16 protein-coding genes and 1 riboswitch are annotated in these 17,870 nt (G+C 60.6%); of the genes, 6 read left to right on the top strand and 10 right to left on the bottom strand.

The features are described 5' to 3' along the window. Window positions 1–153: 153 nt before the first annotated feature. From aroB to ACURWW_RS03620, 7 genes are all read right to left on the bottom strand, one after another. Entirely contained in the window at window positions 154–1,230 is a 1,077-nt protein-coding gene (gene aroB / locus ACURWW_RS03650) for a 3-dehydroquinate synthase (protein WP_445615667.1), read from the bottom strand. Between the two features lie 68 nt (window positions 1,231–1,298). Then, the gene (gene aroK, locus ACURWW_RS03645) at window positions 1,299–1,823 is read right to left on the bottom strand and encodes a shikimate kinase AroK (RefSeq protein WP_445615666.1); all 525 of its coding nucleotides are present in this window, start codon (window positions 1,821–1,823) and stop codon (window positions 1,299–1,301) included. Between the two features lie 3 nt (window positions 1,824–1,826). Next, window positions 1,827–4,046, bottom strand: a complete 2,220-nt coding sequence (pilQ, locus tag ACURWW_RS03640; RefSeq protein WP_445615665.1) for a type IV pilus secretin PilQ — start codon at window positions 4,044–4,046, stop codon at window positions 1,827–1,829. Between the two features lie 7 nt (window positions 4,047–4,053). After that, window positions 4,054–4,581: a pilus assembly protein PilP gene (locus ACURWW_RS03635; RefSeq protein WP_445615664.1), complete on the bottom strand. Its 528-nt coding sequence runs from the start codon at window positions 4,579–4,581 to the stop codon at window positions 4,054–4,056. Window positions 4,582–4,583: 2 nt separating this feature from the next. After that, window positions 4,584–5,192: a type 4a pilus biogenesis protein PilO gene (locus tag ACURWW_RS03630; protein WP_445615663.1), complete on the bottom strand. Its 609-nt coding sequence runs from the start codon at window positions 5,190–5,192 to the stop codon at window positions 4,584–4,586. A gap of 1 nt (window position 5,193) precedes the next feature. Continuing rightward, window positions 5,194–5,763, bottom strand: coding sequence for a PilN domain-containing protein (locus tag ACURWW_RS03625; RefSeq protein WP_445615662.1), 570 nt, complete (start codon window positions 5,761–5,763; stop codon window positions 5,194–5,196). Further along, complete coding sequence (locus tag ACURWW_RS03620; protein WP_445615661.1) at window positions 5,763–6,830, bottom strand: pilus assembly protein PilM; 1,068 nt, start codon at window positions 6,828–6,830, stop codon at window positions 5,763–5,765. The genes ACURWW_RS03625 and ACURWW_RS03620 overlap by 1 nt, the downstream gene beginning before the upstream one ends. A 156-nt stretch (window positions 6,831–6,986) precedes the next feature. On the opposite strand from ACURWW_RS03620, the gene ACURWW_RS03615 reads away from it, so the two are divergent. After that, window positions 6,987–9,578 carry a penicillin-binding protein 1A gene (locus tag ACURWW_RS03615; protein WP_445615660.1) on the top strand — a complete coding sequence of 864 codons (2,592 nt, stop codon included), beginning with the start codon at window positions 6,987–6,989 and terminating at the stop codon, window positions 9,576–9,578. 68 nt (window positions 9,579–9,646) lie between these two features. Here the strand turns inward: ACURWW_RS03615 and ACURWW_RS03610 are convergent, their stop codons facing one another. From ACURWW_RS03610 to rpmE, 3 genes are all read right to left on the bottom strand, one after another. Continuing rightward, complete coding sequence (locus ACURWW_RS03610; protein WP_445615659.1) at window positions 9,647–10,891, bottom strand: malic enzyme-like NAD(P)-binding protein; 1,245 nt, start codon at window positions 10,889–10,891, stop codon at window positions 9,647–9,649. Window positions 10,892–10,979: 88 nt separating this feature from the next. Then, entirely contained in the window at window positions 10,980–11,660 is a 681-nt protein-coding gene (locus tag ACURWW_RS03605) for a thermonuclease family protein (protein WP_445615658.1), read from the bottom strand. 289 nt (window positions 11,661–11,949) lie between these two features. Then, the gene (rpmE, locus tag ACURWW_RS03600) at window positions 11,950–12,165 is read right to left on the bottom strand and encodes a 50S ribosomal protein L31 (protein ID WP_445615657.1); all 216 of its coding nucleotides are present in this window, start codon (window positions 12,163–12,165) and stop codon (window positions 11,950–11,952) included. Between the two features lie 215 nt (window positions 12,166–12,380). On the opposite strand from rpmE, the gene ACURWW_RS03595 reads away from it, so the two are divergent. From ACURWW_RS03595 to ACURWW_RS03575, 5 genes are all read left to right on the top strand, one after another. Next, window positions 12,381–14,600 carry a primosomal protein N' gene (locus ACURWW_RS03595; protein ID WP_445615656.1) on the top strand — a complete coding sequence of 740 codons (2,220 nt, stop codon included), beginning with the start codon at window positions 12,381–12,383 and terminating at the stop codon, window positions 14,598–14,600. A gap of 100 nt (window positions 14,601–14,700) precedes the next feature. After that, window positions 14,701–15,279: an SPOR domain-containing protein gene (locus tag ACURWW_RS03590; protein ID WP_445615655.1), complete on the top strand. Its 579-nt coding sequence runs from the start codon at window positions 14,701–14,703 to the stop codon at window positions 15,277–15,279. Window positions 15,280–15,419: 140 nt separating this feature from the next. Then, window positions 15,420–15,959: an ATP-dependent protease subunit HslV gene (gene hslV, locus ACURWW_RS03585; protein WP_445615654.1), complete on the top strand. Its 540-nt coding sequence runs from the start codon at window positions 15,420–15,422 to the stop codon at window positions 15,957–15,959. A 23-nt stretch (window positions 15,960–15,982) separates the two neighbouring features. Further along, window positions 15,983–17,302, top strand: a complete 1,320-nt coding sequence (gene hslU, locus ACURWW_RS03580; protein WP_445615653.1) for an ATP-dependent protease ATPase subunit HslU — start codon at window positions 15,983–15,985, stop codon at window positions 17,300–17,302. A gap of 2 nt (window positions 17,303–17,304) precedes the next feature. Continuing rightward, entirely contained in the window at window positions 17,305–17,685 is a 381-nt protein-coding gene (locus tag ACURWW_RS03575; protein WP_445615652.1) for a gamma-butyrobetaine hydroxylase-like domain-containing protein, read from the top strand. A gap of 35 nt (window positions 17,686–17,720) precedes the next feature. Beyond that, a riboswitch (ZMP/ZTP riboswitch) is annotated at window positions 17,721–17,851 on the top strand. The last annotated feature ends 19 nt before the right edge of the window (window positions 17,852–17,870 follow it).

Here is a 17,870-nt window from a genome sequence, read left to right as displayed (position 1 = left end):
TAAATCAGTAGGTTAGGATGTTTCTTGGTGCACTAAAACAGGGCACGAACCCACAAGTCATTGCATTTTGGGGTGAGTCGTGCGCACGAATCGGGACAGCCCGGACCACAGGAGACGGGCAAATTTACCACCCGGAACGGGCCGGTTTTTCGCTCAATCGCTCCATGCCCGCAGGGTGTTTCTGAGCGCTTCGTCGGGCACATCGGATGTGATGACCGCCTCTCCCAGACCCTTGAGAAGGACCAGGCGAATGGTGCCGTCCAACACTTTTTTGTCACCGGCCATCAAAGCCAGAAATTGCTCCTCGCCAATTCGTGGAGCCCTGATCGGCAATTTCGCGCGTTCCAGGAGGCGAGAGAGCCTGTCCAGTACCGCGGCATCCAGCCAGCCCAGTCGAACCGAAAGGTCGGCCGCCATCACCATTCCGGCGGCAACCGCTTCGCCGTGCAGCCACTGCCCATATCCTTGAGCCGCCTCAATCGCGTGGCCGAAGGTGTGGCCGAGGTTCAGCCAGGCTCGCACCCCCGACTCCCGCTCATCCTGCGCCACCACCTGGGCCTTGATCGTGCAGGAGCGCTCAACCGCATAGCTGATTGCACCCGGGTCACGCTCCAGCAGATTGTCCAGGTTGGCTTCCAGCCAGGCGAAAAAGTCCCGGTCGGCGATCAGGCCGTATTTGATCACTTCCGCCAGCCCCGCAGCGTACTCCCGGGAGGGGAGGGTCCGCAGTACAGCGGTGTCCGCGAGCACTGCCTGGGGTTGGTGGAATGCGCCGATCATGTTCTTGCCCAGCGGGTGATTGACGCCGGTTTTGCCGCCGACGGACGAATCCACCTGGGCCAGCAGGGTGGTGGGGATCTGGATGAAGTTAACGCCTCGCTGGTAGCTCGCGGCCGCGAATCCACACATGTCGCCCACGACTCCGCCGCCCAGCGCCACCAGGGTGGTTGTGCGGTGGTGCTTTGCGCCAAGCAGGACGTCGTAGATCTGGTTCAGCGTGTCGAGGTTCTTGTACTGCTCCCCATCGGGCAGCAGGACCACGTCTACCTGGCGGCCTGCGAGAGCTTCCTTCACCGCGTCGAGATACAGCGGTGCGACGGTGGTGTTGCTGACCACACACACCTGGTTCCCGTGGATGTGGCGGGTCAGGAGAGTGGCGTCCTGGAGAAGGTCAGTACCAATGTAGATGGGATAGCGTCGCTCGCCGAGGTCGACTTCAACTGTGCGCATGAGGAAACTCAGTGGGGGAAACGGCCGCTGATTCTAGCACAGAGAACGGCGACACCCGCCCGGGCCACTCAGAGCTCCCGCAGCTTGCGTGCGATCTCTTCGGCCACCAGCTTGGGCGCGCGTCTGTCGGTACGGACCGTGATGGTAGCGACTTCCCGGTAGAGAGGATCGCGCTGATTGAACAGCTCCACGATCTTTTCCCGCGGATTGTCCACCTGAAGGAGCGGACGCTTCTTGTCTTTCGCCGTCCGCTCCACCAGTTGTTCGATGTCGGCGGTCAGGTAGACCACCGGGCCGTGCTTTTTGAGCATGGCCCGGTTCTCGTCCCGCGTCACCACCCCACCGCCGGTCGCCAGCACCAACTGGTCCTGCTCAAGGGCTTCGCGCAGCACCGCCGCTTCACGAACGCGAAAGCCTTCCTCGCCCTCCACATCGAAGATCCAGGAAATGTCCGCACCGGTGCGTTTTTCGATCGTTTGGTCCGTATCCTGGAAGCGGAAGGCGAGGAGGTGGGCGAGTAAACGGCCAATCGTGGACTTGCCGGCCCCCATGGGGCCGACCAGCACCACTGTGTGAAAGTTTGCGTCGGACACGGTCTATTGTACGAGCGTCTCTGCCATGATCTTCGGCGTAATGAAGATCAACAGTTCACGTTTGTTGGTTCGGTTTACCGTTTGCTTGAAAAGGCGGCCCAGGTAGGGAATGTCCCCGAAAAACGGCACCTTGGTTACGCCATTTTGCTGCTCGGTCTGATAGATACCGCCCAGCACCACGGTTTCACCATCCTTTACCAGCACCTGGGTTTCGATCTGGGTTACATCAATGGTTGGAATACCACTGTCAAGATCGATCTCGCCCACGGAGTCCTGGTTGATGATCAGGTCCATGATGATGTTGTTGTCTGGCGTAATCTGTGGAGTCACGTCCAGTTTCAGTACCGCCTCTTTGAAGGAGGTGGATGTGGCGCCACTGGCGGAGGCCTCCTGGTAGGGAATTTCCGTACCACTCTCGATCGTGGCCTGCTGCTTGTCCCCGGTAATCACCTTGGGCTGGGATACGATCTCAGCCTGGCCGGAATCTTCCAGCGCGGACAGCTCCAGATCCAGCAGCAGATTGTCGGTGATGATGTCGAAGGCGATGGTTGCGGCATTGCTAGCGCCCACACCGAGATCCACCACCATATCCTCTTCCAGATCAGTCTCGCCACCATTGAAGAACTCCGCCGGAGAGCCGGGGTCACCGTCGAGGCTTTCGGTGCTGCCACCGACCTCGACCAGGTTGCCGTTCACCATGCGGGCGCCGATACCGCCCCAGCGAACGCCAAGGTCCTTGCGGAAGTCGGTGTTGGCAATCACGATGCGCGCCTCAATCATGACCTGGCGGATGGGAATGTCGATCTGATCCACCAGGCGGCGGAACTGGGCGATCTTTTCTTCCGTATCGGTCAGGATGATGGAGTTGGTGCGCTCGTCCACAATGGCCTGACCGCGTTCGGAGAGAATGGTCCCGGTGGTGTTGCCGCCGCTGCCGCCGGCGCCGCCACCGCCCTGTCCACCTGAACTATTACCTCCGAACAGGTTGAACAGCTCCCGGGCGTTGGCGTAGCGAACCCGAATATACTCGGTGCGCAGAGGAGCCAGCTCCTCCAGTTGCTTTTCGGTTTCCAGTTCCTGGCGTTCCCGTTCGGCAATTTCGGCTGCGGGAGCCACCATGAGCACGTTACCCACCTGCCGCTTGTCCAGGCCCTTGGTTTTCAGCACCAGATCCAGGGCCTGATCCCAGGGCACATTGTCCAGACGCAGGGCTACATTGCCGCTTACCGAGTCACTGGTCACCAGGTTCAGTCCGGTGAACTCCGCGATGATCTGCAGCACCGCGCGCACTTCGATGTCCTGGAAGTTCAGGGAGATGCGGTCGCCAGTGTAATTGAAGCGACTTTCGCGCTCTTCGATCTCACGCTCGGTGAGGGGCTTGATGCTGATGATGTATTCACCACCGCTCTGGTAGGCGAGGTAGTCGTATTCGCCGCTGGCTTCCACCCGCACCTGGGCGCCTGAAGCCTGGTTGTCGGCGTCGATGTAAGTTACGGGCGTGGCAAAATCCACCACGTCGTAGCGGTTGGCCAGATCTGCCGGGACCCGCGCACCCTCGAAGTTCAACTCGATGGCGCCACCGGATTCCTGCATGTCGATATTGACCTGGGGGCTGGAGAGGCTGACAACCACCCGCCCCTCGCCTGCATCGCCGCGACGGAAATCAATGTTGGTGATTTCGGCTCGTCCGGACGACGCGCGGCGCTGTTGCTGCTCACTGGCGGCGTCCGCATCGGTCACGATGGCCGTGGAAACAGGCGGCGTCGAAGTGGCCTGGTTGTCGGCCACGGCCACTCCCGTATTGCCCACCTGGATAATGTAGGTGTTGTCCCCTTCGGTTCGGGAGCTGTAGCTGGCCAGTTCCGCCAGATTCAGGATCAGCCGGGTGCGGCCTTCGCCTTCCAGTACCATGGCGCTCTTGGCATTACTCATGGACAGCGGGAAGCGATTTTCCTCCAGGCCGTTGTTGACGCCGGGGAAGTCGAGAACGATTCGTGCCGGCTGCTCGATGGTATAGCCGGTCGGCTGGGGTGGAGTGTCGGTGAACTCCATCCGCACTTCGAAGCGGTCCCCAGGCAAGGCGGAAAATTTCAGGTCATCCAGGGTGTTTGCGACTGCATGACCCGTACTCAACCCCAGACATACCAGCCCCAACAAAACTTTTTTCAGAGACGATGCGTTCAGGGAAGAGGCCAATTTGATCTGTTTTTTTGTAATGAACATGACCTGCTTATTCCTTCTCTCTCAACTTCAGTGTCCGGGGCCGTTCAATCCAGCCGTCAAGACCATCAGTCACTATTTCAACAACGTTTAAATGCGTTCGCCCGGCTTCGACTATTTTGCCGTGGTTCTTGCCGAGGAAATTACCTTCCTTGACCGGATGCACCTGCCCCGCTCCATCGTCGATCAGTGCCCAAAGGGTGCCATTCTGCTCGAAGGTGCCCACCATCGTCAGTGACGCAAATGCAAATTCTTCCAACAGCTCCCGCGGTCGGTCGAAATCCGGCTTCACGTCGCTGCCGCCGTTCACGAGAATGCGTTGCTGTTCGGGAACCGGTCGCTCGAAGGGATTACGCAGACGCGACGCGCTGTACTCATAAGCCTGGTAAGCCGCAAATGTCGGCATGGGTTCAATCTGGCCTGCGGGACGGCGTTTGGTCTCGTTGATGAAGTCGACCAGATCCTGCTGGCTCTTGCCTGAAGAGCAAGCCGTAAGAAGCGCCAGCGCAACAGCCGGAAAAAGGGAAACGACTTTCATGGTTATTTTTCCTGCCCCTTGTACCGATAGGTCTTGGCCAAAATGGTCATGTTCAGGCCCCGGGATCCGCCGACGGGGCTGATCTGAAAGTTGTGCAGGGTCACGATACGGGGCATGCCGGCGATGCCGCTGACAAAGCCCCCGAGGTCGTGGTAGCTGTTGCCCTGCACCTTGATTTCGATAGGGAGTTCCACATAGAACTCCGCCGCGCGCTCCTGCTGGAAGGTCGTGCTGTAGATATTGAGCCCGGCGGCCGCGCCCTTCTCCTCGATGTCTTCGATCAGGCCCGGCACTTCGGTATCGCTGGGCAACTGGGACACAAGGCCTTCAAACGTTTCTTCCATGGCGACCATCTGGGCTTTCAGTTCCTCCAGATTGGCGGCCTCAAGGGCTTTCGACTCGAAGTTCTTGCGCAGCTGCTGTTCTTTTTTCTCCGCCGACAGCAGGCGGACATTCATGTCCTTGATGAACAGGAAGTAGGTTCCGGCGAAGATTACTGCAATGGCCGCCAGCCATATGCCCGCGCGTACTGCGATCGGCCAGACGCCGATGCGCTCCACGTCCGATAAATCGACGCTCTGAATTTGCTCGAGGGTATCTGCCAGGGCCATGTTATTTTCCTCCCTCGGCATCGTCTTGTTTGGGTATGGTGGCGCCCACAGTCATGGTGAAGCGCTGGGCCTGCTCACCCGCTCCAGGTGCAGCGGTGATCGTCGCCATGTTCGGGTCGGCAAACCAATCCGACTCATCCAGGTTGCGCATCAAAGCCGAGATGCGGCTGTGAGAATCTGCAATTCCGTCCAGGCTGATCTGGTCACCGTTGCGGACCAACTTGGTCAGATAGACACCATCGGGAACCGCTCTCACGATGCCGTCGAAGTAGCGCACGATAACGGGCCGGGTGCCCTGCAAGTCCTGAATGACTTTCATGCGCTCCAGAAGCTGGGCTCGTCGCTCCTTCAGCTCCTTGATCTCGGCGACCTGTTGCTGCAGTGCGTTGATTTCCTTCTGCAGAAGGTTGTTTCGGCTGTTCTGGTTGTCGATGGCCGCCTGAACGGTGCTGACCCACACGTATCCGCAGAGCACACCCAGGATGCAGAAGCCGCCCAGTACTGTGAAAAACTCTTTCTTCTTCTCCTGGCGCTCTTCGTCGCGCCAGGGCAGCAGGTTAATTCTGGCCATCAGTCAAAGCTCCTCAAGGCCAAGCCCGTCGCAATCATCAGGGAGGGGGCATCGTTGGCAAGTGATGCCGCGTTCACCCTGGGCGAAACCGACATATTCGCAAATGGATTGGCAACGCTGGTCTGAGTCCCCAGTTTTTCTTCAATCAATTGCGGCAGCCCCTCCATGGAGGCCACGCCACCGGCGAGCACGATGTGATCCACGTCGTTGTACTGGCTGGAAGAGAAGAAGAACTGCAGGGAGCGGGTCACCTGCTGCACAACTGCGTCCTTGAACGGCTCCAGCACCTCGCTCTCATAATCGTCCGGGAGCCCGCCCTGTTTTTTCGCCAGGCCGGCTTCTTCGGTGGAGAGCCCGTAGCGACGCTGGATCTCCTCGGTAAGCTGCTTGCCGCCGAAGAGTTGCTCGCGGGTGTAGATGGTTTTGCCATCCACCAGGACGCTGAGGGTGGTCATGGTCGCGCCGATGTCCACCACCGCCACCACCTGATCTTCCTGGTCTTCGAACTGTTCGGCGATCAGAGAGAAGGCCCGCTCCATCGTGTAGGCTTCCACATCCACGATCTTCGCGGTAAGCCCCGCCTGGGCAAGGGCCTCGACTCGCAGGTCCACGTTTTCCCGGCGGCAGGCCGCCAGCAGAACGTCCACCTGGTCCGGGTTGCGCTCGGATACGCCCTGGACCTCGAAATCGATGGCCACCTCTTCCAGCGGGTAGGGGATGTACTGATCGGCTTCCAGGGTAATCTGGGTCTCCATTGCGTCATCGGTGAGACCGGAGGGCATTTCGATCACTTTGGTGATGACCGCAGAGCCCGCCACGGCCGCAGCGGCGCTCTTCAGCTTGCATTTGGAGAGCTGGGTCACAGAACGGATCACGTCGGCTACCGCATCGAGCTCATTAATGTTCTTTTCTACGACGGCGTTGGGCGGGAGCGCCTTGACGCCATAACTCTCGACTCGGTAACGGTCGCCCTGCCGGCTCAGTTCTAACAATTTCACCGAAGTGGAGCTAATATCTAGGCCAACCACCGGCTTTGTTTTTTGTTCGAAGAAATCGAAGATGCCCATTTTTCTATCAAATTCCGAGACTTATAGTTGAATGATGTTATAGCACTTTAATTCTGCCGCGCAACAGCCATACTCGTAGGTAAGCGGTCCGAAACTCCGTATAATGGATCAGACCGCTCGACCCTCAGCTCTAACTCATTAATTAAACTGAAAAAAATGCCACTTAACCGCTCGTCAGTTACATTTTGTCTTTTTGTCGTTTTAGCCGGGATCAGTGGTTCGCTGGCCGGATGGTTCGGCTTGTCTCTTTACCTTAGCCCCAATTTGCCCTCTGTCGAATCGCTGCGACAATATAAATATGAGACGCCGTTAAAAATCTATTCAACGGACGAAAAGCTGATCCAGGAGTACGGGGAGAAGCGCACGATTCCGATACGCTTTGAGGAAGCACCGCCCTTATTAATTAAAGCGTTTCTGGCTGCTGAAGACGATCGTTTCTACTCCCATAATGGGGTGAGCGTCAGGGGTCTGTTGCGAGCTGCGTCACAAATGCTGCTGCAGAGTGAGACCCAGACGGGCGGCAGTACCATCACCCAGCAGGTCGCGAAAAACTTTTTCCTGTCCTTTGAAAAAACCATCATCCGCAAGCTCAAAGAGCTTTTTCTTGCGTTAAAGATCGAAAAAGAATTAGAAAAGGACCAGATCCTCGAACTGTATCTAAACAAGATACCTTTCGGGCACCGGGCCTACGGCGTGCGGGCGGCGGCCCAGGTCTATTACGGCAAGGACCTTGCGGAGCTCAATCTCGCGCAACTGGCAATGATTGCCCACATGCCGCAACGGCCAAGCGATTCCAACCCCATCGACGGTCCCGAGCGCGCTCATAAACGGCGCGACTGGATTCTTGGCCGCATGCTTCGGCTCGGTTACATCGATGAAGCGAGCTATCAGGCTGCGGTTGCGGAGCCTTTGACAGCCAAGTACCACGGGCTTGCCCTCGACGTCTACGCGCCCTATGTGGGAGAGATGGTTCGCCAGGAAATGCTGCAGCGTTTCGGCACCGACGCCTACACAGCGGGTTATCGGGTCTACACCACCATCGACAGCCAGAAGCAGGCCGCCGCGCAACAGGCGGTCATCAACGCTCTGCTGGCTTACGACAGCCGCCACGGCTATCGGGAGCCGGAGCTGACTCTGGACCCTCGATTCCACGACCCCGATCAGGAAGCTGCGGCCGATAACGAGGAGCCGGAAAACCTCTACACACTGGATGGCGCAGAGGGTGAAGATACCGCCGCCCCCCAACGGCAACTCAACCTCGATCCCTGGATGAAGGAGCTGCGCTCCATCCCCACTTACGGCGGACTGGCCGCGGCGGCCGTACTGAAGACCGGAGAGGAGCACCTGGAGGCGCTGCTGGCGGATGGTTCAGTGGTGGAAATCCCCTGGGACAATGCGCCCCGGCGAGCACAAGGCGCTCTGCAACTGGGAGCGGTAGTCCGGGTCCGGGCCGAAGCGGATGAAACCTGGGGGCTGTATCAGATCCCGGAGGCCCAGGGCTCTCTGGTGGCCCTGGATCCAAACAACGGAGCCTTGTTGTCCCTGGTCGGTGGTTTCGATTTTTCATTGAGCAATTTCAACCGCGCCATTCAGGCCAAGCGGCAGCCCGGGTCCAACTTCAAGCCATTCATTTATACGGCAGCACTGCTGAACGGTTTTACCCCGGCCTCGATCATCAATGATGCTCCCATTGTGAAATACGACAACACGCTGGAGACCGTCTGGCGGCCGGAGAATTATGGGGGGAGATACAAAGGCCCCACCCGGTTGCGCCAGGGTTTGTACCAGTCCACCAACTACATCGCCATTCGCCTGCTGGACTCCATGGGGGTGCGCGCTGCAATCCGCGAAATGGACCGCTTCGGCTTCGATGGAGCGGAGCTGCCCAAGGACCTGACCCTCGCCCTGGGCAGCCACGTGCTGACCCCCCTGGAGGTGGCAACCGCTTACACCGTGTTTGCAAACGGTGGTTACAAGGTGGAACCACACTTCATCCAGCGCATCGAGGATTTCGCGGGCGAGGTCATCTACGAAGCCCGCCCTCTTACCGTCTGTCGCGAATGTGAAAACCTAGAGATTCTGGAAGCATTGAAAACCGACACTGTCCTTCCGGCAGTCCAGCCCGAACCCGAGGAGTCGCAACTGCTGTCGCTTGAAGAGCAGCGGGAGGCTGAGTTCGCGGCCCTGCTCGGAGAAGGCGGGATGGACGGGGAACTCGAGACCGAGGAGCCCAAACCGGAACGGCCTCCCGTAGCACCGCGGGTTCTGGACGAGCGCACGGCCTATCTGATGGACAACATCCTCAAAGACGTGGTGAAGGCTGGCTCGGGGCGCCGCGCCCGCGCCCTGGGCCGCAGTGATCTGGCCGGTAAGACGGGAACCACAAACGACAGCGTCGACACCTGGTTTTCCGGATATAACCAGCGCATCGTCGCGACGACCTGGATGGGTTTCGACGACAACACGCCGCTGGGCCGCAGCGAAACGGGGAGCAACGCCTCGCTGCCCATGTGGATGGAGTTCATGCAGACCGCGCTGCGCGGCATGCCCGAAGAGCATCCCGCGCAACCGCCAGGGATCGTGAGCGTACGCATCAACAGCAAGACCGGCCTGCGCACCGACGCCAACGACCCGGACGCCATGTTTGAGTACTTCAGAACGGAGAACGTACCGGAGCGTGGCCGTCGCAACGATTCCTTCACACCGTTGACCAACGGCGGTGAGACGGACCCGGACGACCTGTTCTGACAGGTTCAACCCGCGCGCCGAACCTTTGTGTTCGGCGCGCGGGTTGGAAACGGGTCTTCAGCTACCTCTCAGAGCGGGTAGTTGTCCGGATAAGGTTGACGCGCGGAGCCGGATTCCACCGCGGCGGCGGCAACCGCCGCCGAGACCGTCGGGAGCAACCGCGGATCCGTCGGCTTGGGCAGGATATAGTCCGGCCCGAAGGCGAACTCCACTCCCCCATAGGCTTTCTTCACCTCTCCGGGTACGGCCTGCTTGGCCAGGGCCCTGATTGCTTCCACGGCCGCGAGTTTCATGGCCCGGTTGATCTCCCGCGCGCGCACGTCCAGCGCCCCCCTGAAAAGAAAGGGAAAACACAGTACATTGTTTACCTGGTTGGGGTAGTCCGAGCGGCCAGTGGCCATGATCAGGTCCTGGCGGGTTTCGCGGGCAGTTGCCGGATCGATTTCCGGATCCGGATTCGAGCAGGCAAACACAACCGGACGGGGCGCCATGCGTTTGAGCTGAGCTGCGCTCAACAGATCCGGGCCGGACACTCCGAGGAACACGTCCGCGTCGACGATCGCGTCATCCAGATCGCGCTCCTCGGTCACCATGGCGAACTCGCGCTTGTGGCCGTTCAGATCTGTTCGTTCGGCATGGATTACGCCCTTGCTGTCGAGCATGGTGATATTCGCCATGTTCGCGCCCGCTTCCACCAGCAACTTGCAGCAGGCAATTGCTGCGGCGCCGGCACCGAGACAGACAATTTTCGCTTTGCGAAGGGACTTGCCTTGTATCTCCAGGGCGTTGAGCATGCCCGCCACCGTTACGATTGCGGTCCCGTGCTGGTCGTCGTGGAACACCGGAACGTCGCAACGACGAATCAGTTCCTTCTCGATCTCGAAGCACTCGGGAGCCTTGATGTCCTCCAGGTTGATGCCACCAAACGTGTCGGCAATTCGCTCGACGGTTTCGATGAAAGCCTGGGGGTTTTCCGCGTTCACCTCGATGTCGACCGAGTCGATGTTGGCGAACCGCTTGAACAGAAGGCTCTTGCCTTCCATGACCGGTTTGCTGGCGAGGGGCCCCAGGTTGCCCAGGCCCAGAATGGCCGTGCCATCGGTAATGACCGCCACCAGATTGCCCTTGCCCGTATAGCGATAGGCGTCATCGCGGTTCCGGGCGATGGCTCGCACGGGCTCCGCCACGCCGGGGCTGTAGGCGAGGGAAAGGTCCAGCTGGGTCTGGGCAGGCTTGGTCAGCTCAACGCTGAGTTTTCCAGGGACAGGAAATTCGTGGTAATCCAGTGCTTGCTGCTTGAAATCATTACTCATTGATATTCACTTCGGTGTGGCGCAGCCGGTCTCGACTGCTGCCGGAAATTGGGACGATTGTGAAAAGCGGCGAGCGCTTCGACGGGCCCTACGGGCGTGGGCAGGACTCGGCGGAGGGGTCCTGCCATCGCAATGCAAATGGGGTCCGAGCCTGGACCAGCCACGGCTTTAATCCGCGGCGCATCAGCCTGCGATTGCCGCTGCGGTTCCGCAGCCAGCCGCTCACCTGCAACCAACGACCGGGCCACTGGTCCGCGTCGTCAGGATCGAAATCACTGTCGCGAAAGAAGGGGAAATCCTGGCGGGCAATCCGGATCACGAGGTCACCTTCCAATTCCACCCACAGGTCCGCCTGGCGATCCAGCTTGCTGACTCGCCCGCACACCGGACGAAAGCCTTCCTCCATCTGATCGAGGAGATGTGCCGGTACCGGCCGCCAATAGGCTGTACCCCAGAGCCCCCTGCGCTCTCTCCGCGCCTCCTCCGCCAGAGCCTGAAGGCACGGCGCAAGAGCCACATCCGGAGGGACGGCCAGCGGGACGGCGAAGCCCTGACGAACCAAATAGCTTTCAAGGTTGCGGCCCGATGGATGGGTGACATGGGCCAGGATTCTGCCGTAACGATCAGTCCGGCGAGACTCAAAAGACAAATGCACTGTCTCTGTGTCGGCGAAAAACGCCTCAACCGCCTCCCGTGATGCGCGGGCCAGGGGTTGTTCTGCTTTGCCATCGATTGCCAATTCGGGTGCATTGATTGCGATTAATCGCACCCTGCGCCCGTCGGTGAGACGGAGCGTATCACCATCATGAACTGCGGATAGTCGAACTCGTTCATGAACCGTCAGCTCGGGACACGTCGCGCCCCAAACCAACACCGGAACAATGGATAGGATTATTCCGGCAATGAGAGCACGCAGCGAACCGCGCGCTCCACTCAGGCCGCGGCGGTGGTTGCCGCCCCGGCCAGGTTGTGTCGAAAAGCACTGCACATTAAACGAAAAAACGCCTGAGATTACTACCCCAGGCGTTCTTCGAAAATGGCGCAACTGGGTTGCTGAGTTACTTCTTGGTTCCGCGTGCACCGAAACGCTTCTTGAAGCGGTCAATGCGGCCCCCGGTATCCATCACCTTCTGCTTGCCGGTGTAGAACGGGTGGCACTCGGAGCAAACATCCACCTGGATGTCCTTGGCCAAGGTTGAGCGGGTCTTGATGACGTTGCCGCAACTGCAGGTTGCGGTCATTTCGTCGTACTTGGGATGAATTTCTGCTTGCATCAGAGCTGCCTCATCAATACTGTTCGTGCCGCGGCGCTGTGATCCCGGGGGAAAGCCGACTGGACGTTCGGGACAGCCGGTTCAAATGCTCGGGAGTGAGTCTGGGAAATTAAGACGGCGCATACTACCAGAAACCCAGCGCAAGGCAAGTTCATTTTCTGTACGCAAGCCCGCGGGAGCGTCTGACTCAGACCCAGCGGTGAGAAGCAGGCACCATGGCAATCCAGCACATTCTCAACGTCGCCGTCCCCACGCCGCTTCGTCGCACCTTCGACTACCTGCCGCCGGCGGATGTGCCGGCCTCCGAGTTGGAGACCTGGCAGGCGGGCATGCGCATCCTGGTGCCTTTCGGACCCCAGAAGCTGGTGGGAGTTTTGTTGGGTATCAGCTCCAGCAGCAGCCTCAGCCCGGCACAACTGAAACCGGCCATCCGCAACCTGGACCAGCAAGCCCCCCTGCCCCCGGACGTGATGAACCTGTGCCGCTGGGCGGCAGGCTACTATCAGCACCCGGTGGGCGAAGCCCTCGCGACCGCCCTGCCCACCCTCCTGCGCCAGGGAGAAGCGGCCGCCTTTCCCCGCGAATCGGTCTGGGAGCTCAGCACCGAAGGCAGGGGACTACCGCTGGGTGCCCTGAAACGGGCCCCCCGCCAGTCCGCTGTGCTGGACCTGTTGCACGAACGGGGTCACCTTGCCCGCAGCGAGCTGAAAGATCTGGGCGTGGGCACCGAGGTGCTGCGGCAGCTTCAAACCAAGGGGCTGGTTTCGGTGCGCGAAGCGACGGTCGAGCCCGAAGCCATCAGCGGGGATCTGCTGGCCCAAGCACCCCTGCAACTGAACAGCGAGCAACAGGCCGCCCTCGACCAGGTGCGCTACGAAGGTTATAACACCTACCTGCTGGAAGGAGCGACCGGCAGTGGCAAGACCGAGGTCTACCTGCAGGCCATCGCCCGGGTGCTGGAACAGGGCCGCTCCGCCCTGGTGCTGGTTCCGGAAATCGGCCTCACACCGCAATTGGTGGGGCGATTCCGGCGGCGATTCCGGGTGCGCATTGCCGCGCTGCATTCGGGTCTGAACGACCGCGAGCGACTGCAGGGCTGGTTAGAGGCCCGGCACGGCCATGCCCGGATCGTGATCGGTACCCGTTCCGCGGTCTTCACCCCCATTCCCCGCCTGGGCATGATCATTATCGACGAGGAGCACGACCTCTCGTTCAAGCAGCAGGATGGCTTTCGCTATTCGGCGCGGGACTTGTCCGTAGTGCGCGCCCAACGCAGCCGCATCCCCCTGCTGCTGGGCAGTGCCACCCCTTCTCTGGAAAGCCTGTACAACGCAAGCCACCAGCGCTACCTGCACCTGCGCCTGACCCAGAGAGCCGGCGCGGCCCGCCCCCCCGAGGTGGCGCTGATCGATTTGCGTGGGCAAGCCCTGAGTGAAGGCTTTTCCGCCCAGCTTCTCGCCCAGATCGAAGGCGAGTTGGAAAAGGGCAACCAGGCTCTCGTGTTCATCAACCGGCGCGGATTCGCCCCGGCCCTGATCTGCCACGACTGCGGCTGGATTGCCGACTGCAAGAACTGTTCGGCCAAGCTTACGGTTCACCAGTACCCGCCGCACCTGCATTGCCATCACTGCGATTTTCAGCGACCGGTGCCCCACACCTGCCCGGACTGCTTCAGCAAGGACCTGGAATACCGGGGTCAGGGAACCGAGCGCAGCGAGGCCTTTCTTCAGCAAACCTTCCCGGACTATCCCGTGATTCGGGTGGACCGGGACACCACCCGTCGCAAGCAGGCCCTGCAGGGCATGCTGGCAAAGGTGCAGGAAGGGCAGCCCTGCATTCTGGTGGGCACCCAGATGCTGGCCAAGGGGCACCACTTTCCGGACGTCACTCTGGTCGCCATGATCGACATCGACGGTGCCCTGTTCAGCGGCGACTTTCGCGGTCCCGAACGGATGGGCCAGCTCCTGATCCAGGTGGCGGGTCGGGCCGGGCGCGCCAACAAACCGGGGCGGGTGATCATCCAGAGCCATCACTGCGAACACCCCAATATTCAGAGCCTGATCAAGGAGGGATACCACCGCTATGCGCGCCGCCTGCTGCATGAGCGGCAACTGGCAGGCCTGCCGCCCTATCGCTATCTGGCGCTGATCCGCGCCGAATCCAAGCGCGCGGAAAACGCCAGTGATTTCCTGGCGGCCGCGCGCCAGGTGGCCCAGCGGTTGTTTCCCCCGTCGCGACAACTCAGCTATCTGGGGCCGCTGCCGGCGCTCATGGAACGCAAAAAGGACCGCTATTGTTTTCAGCTCCACATCAACAGCGAAGACCGGCGGCTCCTGCACCAGGTGGTGAAGGCGATCTGCGAACAGATGGAAAACCATGCGCTGAGCCGGCGCAGCCGGTGGTCGGTGGATGTGGACCCTCAGGACATGGCCTGAACGCTCCGCAGCGGGCCTGTATTGGTGGCGGGGTTCTCTGACAGTGCCGGGAAACTCGAGTACAATTCGGGCCCATTCCGCCGACCACCACTGCCTGCACATGACCCGCGACTACGCCAAGAAAAAGCCTCGTCCCCAGGCCCGCCCGCGGCCCCGGACTCAGGTGCCCGCCTGGGTGTGGCTGTTTACCGGCTCGGTGCTGGGCGCCTTTGTCATGTTCCTGATCTACCTGGCGGGCATCCCGCCCCAGCCCGGCACACTGGACGAACGGCTGAGCGAAGCGGTGCAAACGATCGAACCCCAGGAGCCCGCCGAGCCCCAGGAGGATGACGCTCCCAAGCCGCGCTTTGACTTCTATCAGTTGCTGAAGGAAAGCGAGGTGGTGGTCAAGCCGGACCCGCTTCCCCGCAAGGAAGTTGCGGCCCGGAAGGAAAACATCGAGTACGTTCTGCAGGTGGGCTCTTTCAAGAACCCCGAGGATGCGGACCGCCTGCGCGCCCAGTTGATTCTGCTCAACCTGGACGCCACAGTAGAAACAGTCAAGGTCCGCAACGCCGAAACCTGGCACCGTGTTCTGGTCGGCCCCTTCGACACCCACGCCAACATGTCCCGCGCCCGCGGCACGCTGGCCAACAATGAGCTGAGCAGCCTGCTGCTGCAGCGCAAGGCAGACGGCTGACCCCTCCGGGGCGCGGGCCGAATCCTTGCATCTTCTTGAATTTCCGGGGCGACGCCCCCACCTGATACGTTTCTTATGCCTGTTGCGGCGAGCGCCCTCGCGCCCGGCGGCACAGCCATTGACTCAACAAAGGAACGCTTGTGGAACAGTACCGCGGTACCACGATTCTCTCAGTCCGGCGCAACAACCGGGTGGTCATCGGTGGTGATGGCCAGGTTTCCCTGGGCAACACAGTCATGAAGGGCAACGCACGCAAAGTGCGACGGCTCTACCGGGACCAGGTGCTGGCCGGATTCGCCGGCGGTACCGCCGATGCCTTCACCCTCTTCGAACGTTTCGAAGCCAAGCTCGAAGCCCACAGCGGCAATCTCACCCGAGCCGCCGTCGAACTTGCCAAGGACTGGCGCACGGATCGCGCCCTGCGCCGCCTGGAGGCCCTCCTGGCGGTAGCCGACAAGGAAGCGTCCCTGATCGTTACCGGCAACGGGGATGTAATCCAACCCGAAAACGACCTGATCGCCATCGGCTCCGGGGGTCCCTTCGCCCAGTCCGCCGCCCGCGCCCTGCTGGAGAACACCGAGCTGGACGCCCACGCCATTGTGGAAAAAGGCCTCAGCATCGCCGGCGACATCTGTGTCTACACCAACCACAACTTCACCATCGAAGAGCTCAGCTACTAGCTCATCCACAGGATTGCAGTGATATGTCCGAGATTACCCCGCGCGAGATCGTCCACGAGCTGGACCGCCACATCGTCGGCCAGCAGGCCGCAAAGCGGGCCGTCGCCATTGCCCTGCGCAACCGCTGGCGCCGCATGCAACTGGACGAGGATTTTCGCAACGAAATCACCCCCAAGAACATTCTCATGATCGGACCCACGGGTGTGGGCAAGACTGAGATTGCCCGGCGCCTGGCGAAACTGGCGGGCGCTCCCTTCATCAAGGTGGAAGCCACCAAATTCACCGAAGTGGGCTACGTGGGCCGGGACGTGGAATCCATTATTCGCGATCTGGTGGAGGTGTCCATCAAGCAACAGCGCGAGGAAGCCATGCATCGGGTCCACTACCGCGCGGAAATCGCTGCCGAAGAGCGCGTCCTGGATATTCTGCTCCCTTCTGCCCGCAGCAGCGATGTGGAGTCCGGCGATTCCAACACCCGACAGATTTTCCGCAAGAAACTGCGGGAAGGGGAGCTGGATGACAAGGAGATAGAGGTAGAAGTGGCCGCCGTTCCGGTGGGCGTCGAGATCATGGCGCCGCCGGGGATGGAGGACATGACCAGCCAGCTTCAGAACATGTTTTCTTCCATGTCTTCCGGGCGCACCAAGAAGATCAAGACCACCGTAAAACAGGCGGTGAAAAAACTGACGGAAGAAGAAGCGCGCAAGCTGATCAACGAAGAGGAAACGAAGGCCCGGGCCATCGAAGCCGCAGAACAGAACGGGATCGTCTTCCTCGATGAGATCGACAAGGTGGCCAAGCGCAGTGAGGGCACTTCGGGCGGCGACGTTTCCCGGGAAGGTGTGCAGCGGGATCTGCTGCCCCTGATCGAAGGGTCCACCGTGAGCACCAAACACGGAATGATCCGCACCGATCACATCCTGTTTATCGCCTCGGGGGCCTTCCACTTCAGCAAGCCTTCGGACCTGATTCCGGAGTTGCAGGGCCGTCTCCCGATTCGGGTTGAGCTGGAAGCCCTCACTCCCGACGACTTCGAACGCATTCTCACAGAGCCGAATGCCTCGCTGACTGAGCAGCACATTGCCCTGCTCGATACCGAAGGCGTGAACCTGCGCTTCACCCCCGACGGCATTCGCCGCATCGCGGAAACCGCGTTCCAGGTGAACGAAACCACTGAGAACATCGGTGCCCGCCGCCTGCACACGGTGTTGGAAAAACTTCTGGAAGACGTTTCATTCAGCTGCGGTGAGGAAGAGCGCGAGGTGACCATCGATGCCCGGTATGTGGACGATCACCTCCAGCAATTGGCGAAGAACGAAGACCTGAGCCGCTTCATTCTCTAGCCATGACCGCGCCCCGGAAAATCCACCTGCACCGGAAGTCCCGCATCCTCGAAGTGGATTTCGCCAGTGATTGCTTCCAATTCCCGGCGGAGTACCTGCGGGTGTACTCCCCTTCCGCCGAGGTGAAGGGCCACGGGCCCGGGCAGGCGGTCCTGCAAAGCGGCAAGCAGCACGTGAGCCTTACCGGGGTGGAGCGCGCCGGCCAATATGCCGTGCGCCTCATTTTCGACGACGGTCACGGCAGTGGCATCTACACCTGGGACTACCTTTACGAGCTGGGCCGGCATCAGGAGGAGTACTGGCAGGACTACCTGCAGCGCCTGGAACAGGCAGGGAAGTCCCGGGATCCGGACACCAGCGCGGTGAAATTCCTCGATCCCTGAGGGCTTGTTCGCAACCCCGCGCAGGTTTATGCTGAACGCGGTTGTGTAACTGGCGAGAGCAGCGCTCCGCGCCTTGCGGCGGCCTGCGGTGGAACAAACCACAAGGGAGCACAACCCGGGTGCCACTCTGTGTGCATCTGTCCTGCCGTTCGCCTGGGCTTCATCCGTTCACAAGGAGATGGCCC

It is taken from the genome of Gilvimarinus sp. F26214L, assembly GCF_054401055.1.
The sequence above is the reverse complement of the archived record's forward strand: the minus strand, read 5'-3'. Positions and strand labels throughout refer to the sequence as shown.